This is a genomic window from Olsenella profusa, assembly GCF_016900315.1.
Lineage (GTDB): Bacteria > Actinomycetota > Coriobacteriia > Coriobacteriales > Atopobiaceae > Thermophilibacter > Thermophilibacter profusus_A.
In genome coordinates, this window is sequence record NZ_JACSNQ010000014.1 from 43,699 (window position 1) to 53,932 (window position 10,234).

Below are 10,234 nucleotides of genomic sequence, written 5' to 3' on the forward strand. Positions count from 1 at the left end.
CGAGTCGGCGCCGGGTGGCGAGATTTGAACGTTTTGTGATACCTTCTCTGTTGCGTTCCAACAAGGAGGTTAGATGCGCTGTCCCAAATGCGGTTGCGATGAGTCGAAGGTCGTCGACTCGAGGCCCTCGGAGAGCAACGATGCCATTCGTCGTCGTCGCGAGTGCACGAGCTGCGGCTTTCGGTTCACGACCTACGAGCGCTGCGAGGAGGTCCCCCTCGTCGTCATCAAGCGCGACGGGCACAAGGAGCCCTTCGACCGTCAGAAGCTGATGCGCGGCCTCGTCACGGCCACGGTCAAGCGTGACGTCCCCATGTCAGCCCTTTCTGGCCTCATTGACGACATCGAGTCGGCGCTGCGCGACGGCGGCCGCACGGAGGTCTCGTCGGTTGACCTGGGGAGCATGGTGCTCAAGCGGCTCGTCTCCATCGACAAGGTCGCCTACGTACGCTTTGCCTCCGTCTACCGTGACTTCAAGGACGTGGACGAGTTCAGCGAGGAGCTGAGGAGCCTGAATGACTGACGAGCGCATCGACCTTCCCATCAAGCGCCTTGACCCCTCCGTCGAGCTGCCCAGCTACGCCTATGCCGGTGATGCCGGGCTTGACCTGCGTGCCAACGAGGACGTAACCCTGGCCCCGCACGAGCGCCGCCTGGTCTCCACGGGGCTAGCCGTCGCCATTCCCGAGGGCTTTGCCGGCTTCGTGCAGCCCCGAAGCGGACTCGCCCTCAATCAGGGCCTCTCCATGGCGAACACGCCGGGCCTCGTGGACTCCCACTATCGCGGCGAGCTCAAGGTCTGTGCCGTCAACCTCGATGACGAGAAGCCCATCACCATCGAGCGCGGCGAGCGCATCGCCCAGCTCGTCATCCAGCGCGTCCCCACGGTCACGCTCGTCGAGGTTGACGAGCTCGACGAGACCGACCGCGGCGCGGGAGGATTTGGCTCAAGCGGCGTCTGATCGTTTCCCTGACGTCGTCGGAGTGCGGTCCCGGAGGGGCCGCGTATTGTTTTCGGCAATTTGAGAAGAGGTAACCAGAAGCATGGACAAGTTCTTCCATCTCACCGAGAGGGGGACGTCTGCCGGGACGGAGCTTCGCGCCGGCCTGACGACGTTCCTGGCGATGGCCTACATCATCATCGTCAACCCCTCCATCCTCAGCGCCGCGATGCCCGACGTGCCCTACGGCGCCATCGTCACGGGTACCTGCGTGGGCGCCGCCGTCATGACCGTCCTGATGGGCCTCATCGCCAACAGGCCGCTCGCCTGCGCCTCGGGCCTCGGCGTCAACTCCATGATCGCCGTCGCCGCCACCGGTGCCTGCGGCGGTGACTGGCACGCCGCCATGGGCATCATCTTCGTCGAGGGCGTCGCCATCCTCATCCTGGTGCTCTGCGGCCTGCGCGAGGCGATCATGGACGCCATCCCCGTCTCGCTGCGTCACGCCATCTCCGTCGGCCTCGGCCTCTTCATCGCGATGATCGGCCTCTCCAACGCCGGCATCATCGTCAACGACGCCGGCACCCTGCTCGCCCTCGGTGACGTGACCAACGCCGCCTTCATCGTCGGCATCATCTCCATCATCGTCACCATCGTGCTCGAGGCCTTCCACGTGAAGGGCTCCATCCTGCTCGGCATCGTGATCGCCGTCATCTGCGGCATCCCCCTCGGCGTCACCCAGGCGCCCGCCGGCATCGTCTCCACGCTCGACTTCACCACCTTCGCCGCCCCGTTCCAGTCCGACGCCAACGGCGTCATGGGCATCGCCAAGGTCGTCACCAACCCGACGCTGCTCGTGCTTGCCTTCTCGCTCATGATGTCCGACTTCTTCGACACCATGGGCACCGCGATGGCCGTGGCCAAGCAGGGCGACTTCCTGACCGAGGACGGCAACGTCGAGAACATCCGTGAGATCTTGATCGTCGACTCCGCCGCGGCCGCGGTCGGCGGCCTCTTCGGCGCCTCCTCGATCACCACCTTCGTCGAGTCCACCTCCGGCGCCGCCGACGGCGGCCGCTCGGGCCTGACCTCCATCACCACCGGCGTGCTCTTCCTGCTCGCCGCGTTCTTCTCGCCGCTCATCGCGTGCGTGAGCTCTGCCGCCACCTGCGGCGCGCTCGTGTACGTCGGCTACCTCATGATGGGCGACGTCAAGGGCATCGACTGGTCCGACCTGCTCGAGGGCTTCCCGGCGTTCATGATCGTCGCGAGCATCTGCATGACCTACTCGATCTCCTCCGGCATCGGCCTGGGCTTCATCGCCTACGTGATCACCGCCGTCGTGACCGGCCAAGTCAAGAAGGTCCGCCCGCTCATGTGGGTTGCGGCTATCGCCTTCCTGATCTACTTCCTGGTGGCGTAGCGCACGCCGCCTGCCGGGCCCGGGCGCAGCGTGCGCCCGGGCCCTTTTTTCTACCCCAGCCCTGGCCCCAGGAGAAGGGAGCTCCCATGAGCGCACGCGAGCGCGAGCTCATCGGCGTCGACGACCGGGTCTCGGTCGGGCGCGCCATCCCGCTCGGCATCCAGCACATGATGTCGATGTTCGGCTCCACGGTGCTTGTCCCCGTCCTCACGGGGCTCGACCCCAACGTCGCCATCATGTGCTCGGGCATCGGCACGATCTGCTACCTGCTCGTCACCGGCAACAAGATCCCGAGCTACCTGGGTAGCTCCTTCGCCTTCATCAGCCCCATCCTCGCGGTGGGCGCCACGCGCGGGCTCGCGGCAGCAATGTCGGGCGTCATCGTCGCCGGCCTGGTGTTTCTCGCCGTGGCGGGCATCATCAAGCTCGTCGGCACCGGCTGGCTCGACCGGCTGCTCCCCCCGGTGCTCGTCGCCTCTGTCATGGTCGTGATCGGCGTCGGCCTCTCCGCCACGGCGGCCGAGATGGCCTTCACCACCACGGCCGCGGACGGCACTGTCGCCTTCTCCGGCGTCGGCGCCGTCGTGGCCGCCGTCACGCTCCTTGCGGCGGTGGTCTTCTCGAGCATGGGCGGCATCATCGGGACGGTGCCGGTGCTCCTGGCGATCATCGTGGGCTACGTCATCTCGCTCGCGCTCGGCCTCGTTGACTTTGCGCCCGTGGCCGAGGCCGCCTGGGTCGGCCTCCCGCACGTCTCCATGCCTGTCTTCGACCCCGGCGCGATCGCGCTCGTGGCGCCCGTCGCCGTGGTCGTGGTCATCGAGCACATCGGCCACCTGCTCGCCGTCGGTGAGATCGTGGGCAAGGACTACCGCCCCATGCTGCCGCGCTCCCTTGCCGGCGACGGCATCTCCACCTGCATCTCCGGCTTCCTCGGCGGCCCTCCCACGACCACCTACGCCGAGAACATCGGCGTCATGAGCGTCACGCGCGTCTACTCCACGCAGATCTTCTGGTACGCGGCCGCATTCGCCCTTGTGGTGGGTGGGTTCTGCCCCAAGCTCGCCGCGCTCATCCAGTCCATCCCGAGTCCGGTCATGGGCGGCGTGAGCCTGCTGCTCTTCGGCCTCATCGCCTCCAACGGTCTGCGCATGCTTGTCTCGAACCGCGTCGACTTCGACGTCAACCGCAACCTGATGATTGCCTCCGTCGTCATCATCCTCGGCGTCGGCATGGAGACCTCGGGAATCTCCATCCCCATAGGTGACTATACGCTGCCCGGCATGGCCACCTCCACGCTCGTCGGCATACTGCTGAACCTCATCCTCCCGCAGGCGCCTGCCGACGCCTCGGCCGAGAACTCGGCTACCGGGGAGGGCAAAGACTAGGTCTTCCCCAGCAGCAGACACGGGCATGGCATCCCGGCGTACCGCAAGGCGACACGCCGGGTTTGCCGTCAAAATGTTGGTGACGTACTTTCATTTTGGCGTTAGGGAAGGGGAGAGCGGGGTATCTCTCAACAAAGGAAACTCTGAAAGGGGACTGACATGGCTCAGAGCACGGTCAAGGACCTCGTCATCGTCGGCGGCGGCCCAGCGGGACTCACAGCGGCCCTCTACGCGCAGCGCTCGCTGCTCGACGCGGTGACGCTCGAGCGCGAGGCGTTCGGCGGCCAGGTGATCCTCACGAGCGAGATCGACAACTATCCCGGCGTCCCGCACGCCGACGGCTTCTCGCTCGTCGACGCCATGCGGTCCCAGGCGGCCGACCTCGGCGCCGAGGTCGTCATGGACCCGGTTGAATCCCTGGAGCGCGACCCTGCAACCGGGCGCTTTACGGTGCGTGCGGCCTCGGCGAGCTATGACGCCGCCGCGGTCATCGTGGCGGCGGGAGCCCAGCCGCGCCACGCCGGGTTTATCGGCGAGGATCGCTTCGCGGGCCACGGCGTCTCGTACTGCGCCACCTGTGACGGCATGTTCTATCGTGGCAAACAGGTGTTCGTGGTCGGGGGAGGAAACTCTGCCGCCGAGGAGGCGCTGTTCCTCACGCGCTTTGCGAGCAAGGTGACGCTGCTCGTCCGCAAGGACCACCTCAGGGCCCAAGCGGCGCTCGTCGAGGAGCTCGAGAGGCACGAGAAGGTCGAGGTGCGCCTGCTCACGAGCCTCGTGGCCCTTGACGGCGGCGAGCTGCCCACGACGCTGACCCTGCGTGACAACGGGACCGGTGAGACCTACGAGGAGGCCTACGACGAGGGCTCGTTCGGCGTCTTCGTCCTTGTGGGCCGGGTCCCGGAGACCGGGCTCGTGGACGGGCTCGTGGAGCTTGACGAGGCGGGCTACGTGGTGACCGACGACCGGATGGCCACGGGCACGCCGGGGCTCTTCGTGGCCGGCGACGTCCGGGCCAAGCCGCTGCGCCAGATCGTGACCGCCGCGGCTGACGGTGCCATAGCCGCCACGAGCGCGGCGGCCTATCTCGGCCGTCCTATCGAGGGGTAGCGCTGGGGCGTCCAGACCGGCGCCACCCCGATCCTGCGCTCCCCTCTGAATCCGTGATAATATATCTTATGTAAAGTAGAGAGTTCTGCCCAATCAGGGAGGCGGGACGTCCCTCTGGACCCCAGGCGGTCGCTCCCCTCACGTCCGCGCACGCGGCGCGCCCATAACGTGGAGCTTCAGCCGAGCGTCGGCTGCCGCGCCCGCGTCGACTATGAACAGGAGCTCGTCGAGGGCCTCGAGTCGCGTGGCGCCCGTCGGCGCGATCTCGCGGCCCGCACGGTCGACCGTAAGCAGGCGCACGCCGTCCGGCCACGGGACGTCACGAACGAGCATCCCCTCGAGCCGGCTGCCGGCGCCAACCCTGACGGTCCCCAGGTCTTTCTCGCCGTGCGAGAGGCTTCCGCCGCGCGCCTCGTCCGCCCCCTCGGGGCCCACGAGAGCTGCGAGGAGGTGCTCGTAGAACGCATCGGTCCGCGTGAGGCTCGAGGTGACGTAGGCCACGATGGAGACGATGCACACGGAGAGCAGCGCGTCGAGCGAGCCAGTGAGCTCGAAGACAAGCACCACGGCGGTCACGGGGGCTCGCACCACGCCCGAGAAGAGCCCGGCCACGCCAAGCGCCACGAAGTTGGCAAAGTAGGTCGGTGCGAGACCGGCCACGCTTGCGAAGGCCCCGCCCACGAGCCCTCCCATGACGACGAGCGGAAAGAGCGTCCCCCCGGGCGCCCCGGAGCCAAAGCAGAGGGCGGTGAAGAGGTACTTGCCAGCCAGCAGCGCGAGCACGGCCCCCAGCGCGGGCGCGCCCGGCGCGAGCAGGTCCTCCAGGATGGCGTCTCCCCCGCACATGAGCTCGGGCCACACGAAGGCGGCGACGCCGGCGAGCAGGAAGGGCAGCGCGAGGCGGGCCTCGGGCAGGTGGGTGCGCACGCGTGCGAAGAGGTCCTGGGCCGCGAACATGCCGCGGTTGTGGAGGGCGCCGAGCACCCCGCAGACGAGCCCCAGGACGATGACGAACGGGTAGTCGGGGTGCGGGAGGTCGGCCGAGAAGGCAAGCGCCATCACGGGCTGGATGCCGAGCGCCTGCGACACCACGAGGTCGGAGACGACTGCCGAGCACATGACGGAGATGATGAGGGGCGCGGTGAACTCGCGGTGAATCTCCTCGAGGGCAAAGAGGACGCCGGTGAAGGGGGCGTGGAAGGCGGCCGACATGCCCGCGGCGGCTCCGCAGGTGACAAGCAGCCGCTCCTCTCCCCTCCTGCGGCCGAGCGCACGGGAGACGGCCTTGCCGGACATGCCGCCGAGCTGGACGGACGGGCCCTCGCGCCCCAGGGAGAGCCCGGCGAGCGAGCAGAGCGCACCCTCGGCGAACTTGGCCGGTAGCACGCGTGCCCACGGGGCGTCGTAGCGCCCGGCGACCTCGGCGTCGACCTGCGGGATGCCCGAGCCCGATGTGGCGGGCTCCCAGCGCACGAGCCGTCCCACCACGGCGAGAAGGACGGCGAGCACGGCAAACCAGCCCGCCATGGCGAGCGGGCTGTCCGAGGCAAGCCCCGTGACGTGCCTGAGCACGTCCTCGGCGCCGGAGAGCGCCATGCGGTAGAGGGTGACCACGGCCCCGGCGGCTAGGCCCACGAGGGCGCCCTCGCCGACGAGGGCCACTTGAAAGCGCCTTGAGAGGCGCCGAGCGACCTGGCTCCGCGCGCCTGACCCTGACTCGCCCACCGTGGCGTACGCCCCCGCTAGTAGTAGGAGCCGCCGCCGATGAAGCTGTAGACCGAGGCGAGCACGACGCCCGTGGCGGGGTTGGCGGCGTGAATCATCATGCCGTTGCCCACGTAGATGCCAACGTGACCCGTCGTGGGGAACACGAGGTCGCCGACGGCGAGCTGGCTCATGTCCGTCTTCCAGTCGCCGGAGGCCTGCAGCGAGGAGATCATGGCGGTGGTGGTGCGGCCGCGGGCGTAGCCGAAGCAGTAGCACACGAGGCCAGAGCAGTCAAAGGCGTCAGGGCCCGTGGCGCCGTAGACGTAGGGCTTGCCGATCTGGGCGTAGGCCGTGGCCACGCCCTGCCCGGCGGGTACGGAGCTGCCGCCGGTAGACCCCCCGCCACCGTTGCCGCCGTCCGAGGGGGGCTGCTCGGCCTGGCCGCCGCCGTTGCCTCCCGTGGGCTGGTCTGCCGCGGGCGGCTCCTGCTGCTCGGGCGCCGACCCCCCGCCGCCGTTGCCGCCCTGCTGCCCCTGGGCGGCCTGCTGCTCCTGGCTGGTCTCGACGGCGTTCACGACGGTCGAGATGTTGGCGTTTGACTCCTGCTCAGCGACGAGCTGCGCGCGCACCTGCTCGTCGAGGGAGTCGTAGTAGCTCGTGGCGTCGGCGACGCGCGCCTGGTACGCGTCGACCTGTGCCTGGAGGTCGCTCACCTGCTGCTGCTGGGAGCTCTGGCGCTCCTCGAGCTCGGACATCTCACGGTCGAGCTGGTCCGCGAGGCTGCGCACCTCCTGGATGTTCGCCGCCTGCTGCTCGGAGACCTTGTCGAGGTAGTAGATGCGGCTCACGAGCTCCTCGGCGCTCGTGGAGCCGAGGATGAACTCGAGAAGCCCCCCGCTGCCCGACTTGTAGGAGCTGCTCATGCTCGCCCCGAGCTCAGCGCGCTTCTGCTCGAGCTCCTGGGAGGTCTGCTCGATCTGCGTCTGCTTCTCGGCGATCTCGACGTCGGTGTCCTCCAGGCTGGTGGTGGCGGAGGCAAGCTGGTCCTGGTAGTCGGAGAGCTCGGCGCCCAGGGCGTCGAGCTCAGCCGCAGCGGCCTCGAGGTCGGACTGCGGGTCTGCCAGGGCCACGTCTGCGGGCGCAAGCGCGATGGTAGCGGGGCCGGCGACGAGAAGCGCCATGAGCCCCGCGGATACGACTCTATGTCTCAGTGTCATGCGAAAAGGTCCTTTCGAAAGCCTCTGTCCATTTTAGGCGGCGTCTGCTGGCTTCGTGGGACGTCCATAGTATGGCCATGATACCAAGGCGCCACCATGAGCGGGGTACCACGCGCCCCTCCGGTGAGGGCGGGTTGACGCCGGGCGCCGGGCCGCGCCCGTCCGTCCGTCGGGGCGGGCGCGGCCCGGGGCCTATTCAACCTTGACGAGGGTGAAGACCTCCTGTGGGCACTCCTTGGAGATGACCTCGCGTGGTTTCAGGAAGGCGAGCTCGAGGATGAAGCCGAAGCCGGCCACCTCGGCGCCGGACTGCTCGACGAGGTGGGCGGTGGCAACGGCGGTGCCTCCGGTCGCCACCAGGTCGTCGACGATGAGCACGCGGTCCTCCGGGGTCAGCGCGTCGCGATGGATCTGGAGCTCGTCGGTGCCGTACTCCAGCGAGTAGGTCTCGGAGTAGACCTCGCGCGGGAGCTTCCCGGGCTTGCGTGCGGGCACGAACCCGCAGCCCAGGGCGTACGCGACGGGCACGCCGACCATGAAGCCGCGTGCCTCGGCGCCCACGACCTTGGTGATGCCCCTGTCGCGGAAGTGGTCGGCCAGCGCGTCGATCACGGCGTGCAGCGCCTCGGCGTCGTCGAAGAGGGGCGTGATGTCCTTGAAGACCACGCCGGGCTCGGGGTAGTCGGGGATGTCGACGATGCGGCTCTCGAAGTCGAAGCTGGACATGAGCGGTCACTTCACTTTCTGTGTGCGGTGCCCTGCGGGCCCGTCTTGTCGTCGCTGCTGTTGAAGGGCTCCTTCACGCGGCGTGCGATGAGCTCGTCGCGGACGGCGTTGGTGAGGCTGAGCATGCGGGAGAATGCCTGGTCGAAGCGCTGGCGCGCGGCCTCGGTGTCCTCGATCTCCACGCCGCCGCCCTTGCGGGCGAAGACCACGAGCGCCTGCTCGAACATCGAGGACTCGCGGTTGGCGGCGATGACGTACTGGCGAAGGTTCTTTGGGCCGATGCCAAAGTGGCGCAGCTCGTCGCAGACGCGGATGAGCGGGAAGTCTCGCCCGTCCACGAGGTCGCGCCCGTGCGGGGAGCGCGTGAGCGTGATGACGCCGGCCTCGGAGAGCTGTCGGACGAAGCTCACGGAGGCGCCTACGAGCTCGGGCATCCGGTCGATGGGGTGCAGCTTGCCGGCCGTCTCCTCGTCGTCGGCGGGCAGCGTCACCGTCTCAACCCCCAGCCCGCCACGCACCGCCTCGAGCGGCGCCTGGCCGGAGTCGGCGCGCTCGAGCTCCTCCTTGATGACGGAGAGCGGCAGGAAGCGCGTCTTCTGCAGGTAGAGAATCGTCTCGAGGCGCCGCACGTCCTTCTGCGAGTAGAGGCGATAGCCGCTCGGCGTGCGGGACGGGTTGAGCAGGCCCTCGTCCTGGAGGTAGCGCACCTTGGAGATGGAGAGGTCGGGGTACTGCTGCTGCAGCTTCTTGACGACCTTGCCGATGGTCAGGTATCCGGCATCGGCCATGGCCTACGCCTCGGTGTCGATTCGACGCGGCCGCTGGTTGGTGTGGAAGACCATGCGGAAGGTGCCGATCTGGACGGTGGACCCGTCCTTGAGGCTCGCGCGCGAGGCGATGGCGCCGTCCACCCACGTGCCGTTGAGCGAGCCGAGGTCCTCGATCGTGGCCATGCCGGCGGCGATTCCGGAGAGGTCCATGCGCGCGTGATGGCGAGAGACGGTCATGTCGTTCAGGAAGACGCTGTTCCTTGGGTCGCGGCCCAGCGTGATCTCGGGCGTGTCAAGCTCGAAGGTCTCCCCTATCTGCGGGCCCTTCACGATGGTGAGCGTGGGCCGGGCCGGGCGCACGGCACCCATGAGGTCGGGGACCGTGGAGTCGGCGGCGGGCATCCGGAAGATCTCGGTGGCTCCGGAACCGGTGTTGGGATTAGGCATGTCTCTCCCCTCGTCTTCGCTTGGCACACATAAGATAATAGCGCGCCTCAGCGGCACGCGACGCAGTCCATCTCAACGAGGGCGCCGAGTGGCAGCTCGGAGACGCCCACCACCGCGCGGGCGGGCGCCGGCGTGGTGAAGCGGCGGGCGTACACCTCGTTCATGGCGTCCATGTCGTCGAGGCTCGCAAGGTAGACGGTCGTCTGGGCCACGTCGGCGAGCGTGCAGTCCACCTCGGAGAGGATCGACTCGATGATGTCGATGACCCGCTCGGTCTGCTCGGCGATCCCCCCGTCCACGAGCGCGCGGCTGTCCTCGGCGGATATGGGGAGCTGCCCCGAGGCAAAGACGAGCCGACCCGCCGTGGTTCCCTGGGAATAGGGGCCAAACGCCTCCGGAGCCCCCTTTGCGTTGATCGAGTACTTCATCGTCTCCCCTCTCTCGGGCGCGTCCAGCCAGCCGGCGAGAAGAACGCCCGTCCCTATCCGCGCCCCGCGACCCCACG

The 10,234-nt window shown here is 68.3% G+C and carries 11 protein-coding genes; 5 read left to right on the plus strand and 6 right to left on the minus strand.

The window, feature by feature from the left end:
• Nucleotides 1–73: 73 nt before the first annotated feature.
• The 5 genes from nrdR (at nucleotide 74) to H9X80_RS06985 (ending at nucleotide 4,862) form a co-directional block, all read left to right on the plus strand.
• A complete protein-coding gene (gene nrdR, locus H9X80_RS06965; protein WP_204793623.1) occupies nucleotides 74–523 on the plus strand; it encodes a transcriptional regulator NrdR in 450 nt (149 codons plus the stop codon).
• Nucleotides 516–962 carry a dUTP diphosphatase gene (dut, locus tag H9X80_RS06970; protein WP_204793624.1) on the plus strand — a complete coding sequence of 149 codons (447 nt, stop codon included), beginning with the start codon at nucleotides 516–518 and terminating at the stop codon, nucleotides 960–962. The genes nrdR and dut overlap by 8 nt, the downstream gene beginning before the upstream one ends.
• An 82-nt stretch (nucleotides 963–1,044) precedes the next feature.
• Nucleotides 1,045–2,364, plus strand: a complete 1,320-nt coding sequence (locus H9X80_RS06975) for an NCS2 family permease (protein ID WP_204793625.1) — start codon at nucleotides 1,045–1,047, stop codon at nucleotides 2,362–2,364.
• An 86-nt stretch (nucleotides 2,365–2,450) separates the two neighbouring features.
• On the plus strand, nucleotides 2,451–3,752 hold the full coding sequence (locus H9X80_RS06980) for a uracil-xanthine permease family protein (RefSeq protein WP_204793626.1): 1,302 nt from the start codon (nucleotides 2,451–2,453) through the stop codon (nucleotides 3,750–3,752).
• A 159-nt stretch (nucleotides 3,753–3,911) separates the two neighbouring features.
• A complete protein-coding gene (locus H9X80_RS06985; protein ID WP_204793627.1) occupies nucleotides 3,912–4,862 on the plus strand; it encodes an NAD(P)/FAD-dependent oxidoreductase in 951 nt (316 codons plus the stop codon).
• Nucleotides 4,863–5,000: 138 nt separating this feature from the next.
• Here H9X80_RS06985 and H9X80_RS06990 read toward each other — a convergent pair whose 3' ends face one another.
• The 6 genes from H9X80_RS06990 to H9X80_RS07015 all read right to left on the minus strand — a co-directional run.
• Nucleotides 5,001–6,524, minus strand: coding sequence for a ClC family H(+)/Cl(-) exchange transporter (locus H9X80_RS06990; RefSeq protein ID WP_342590888.1), 1,524 nt, complete (start codon nucleotides 6,522–6,524; stop codon nucleotides 5,001–5,003).
• Nucleotides 6,525–6,604: 80 nt separating this feature from the next.
• On the minus strand, nucleotides 6,605–7,786 hold the full coding sequence (locus tag H9X80_RS06995) for a C40 family peptidase (RefSeq protein WP_204793629.1): 1,182 nt from the start codon (nucleotides 7,784–7,786) through the stop codon (nucleotides 6,605–6,607).
• Between the two features lie 192 nt (nucleotides 7,787–7,978).
• Nucleotides 7,979–8,512 carry an adenine phosphoribosyltransferase gene (locus H9X80_RS07000; RefSeq protein ID WP_204793630.1) on the minus strand — a complete coding sequence of 178 codons (534 nt, stop codon included), beginning with the start codon at nucleotides 8,510–8,512 and terminating at the stop codon, nucleotides 7,979–7,981.
• 11 nt (nucleotides 8,513–8,523) lie between these two features.
• The gene (locus tag H9X80_RS07005; protein ID WP_204793631.1) at nucleotides 8,524–9,300 is read right to left on the minus strand and encodes a MerR family transcriptional regulator; all 777 of its coding nucleotides are present in this window, start codon (nucleotides 9,298–9,300) and stop codon (nucleotides 8,524–8,526) included.
• Between the two features lie 3 nt (nucleotides 9,301–9,303).
• Complete coding sequence (locus tag H9X80_RS07010; RefSeq protein WP_204793632.1) at nucleotides 9,304–9,729, minus strand: FHA domain-containing protein; 426 nt, start codon at nucleotides 9,727–9,729, stop codon at nucleotides 9,304–9,306.
• A gap of 47 nt (nucleotides 9,730–9,776) precedes the next feature.
• On the minus strand, nucleotides 9,777–10,234 hold a 458-nt coding region (locus tag H9X80_RS07015), incomplete at its 5' end, for a RidA family protein (protein WP_239471761.1).

Coding starts and splice junctions, on each gene's coding strand:
- nrdR (WP_204793623.1), top strand. CDS start 74: ATGCGCTGTCCCAAATGCGGTTGCGATGAGTCGAAGGTCGTCGACTCG.
- dut (WP_204793624.1), top strand. CDS start 516: ATGACTGACGAGCGCATCGACCTTCCCATCAAGCGCCTTGACCCCTCC.
- H9X80_RS06975 (WP_204793625.1), top strand. CDS start 1,045: ATGGACAAGTTCTTCCATCTCACCGAGAGGGGGACGTCTGCCGGGACG.
- H9X80_RS06980 (WP_204793626.1), top strand. CDS start 2,451: ATGAGCGCACGCGAGCGCGAGCTCATCGGCGTCGACGACCGGGTCTCG.
- H9X80_RS06985 (WP_204793627.1), top strand. CDS start 3,912: ATGGCTCAGAGCACGGTCAAGGACCTCGTCATCGTCGGCGGCGGCCCA.
- H9X80_RS06995 (WP_204793629.1), bottom strand. CDS start 7,786: ATGACACTGAGACATAGAGTCGTATCCGCGGGGCTCATGGCGCTTCTC.
- H9X80_RS07000 (WP_204793630.1), bottom strand. CDS start 8,512: ATGTCCAGCTTCGACTTCGAGAGCCGCATCGTCGACATCCCCGACTAC.
- H9X80_RS07005 (WP_204793631.1), bottom strand. CDS start 9,300: ATGGCCGATGCCGGATACCTGACCATCGGCAAGGTCGTCAAGAAGCTG.
- H9X80_RS07010 (WP_204793632.1), bottom strand. CDS start 9,729: ATGCCTAATCCCAACACCGGTTCCGGAGCCACCGAGATCTTCCGGATG.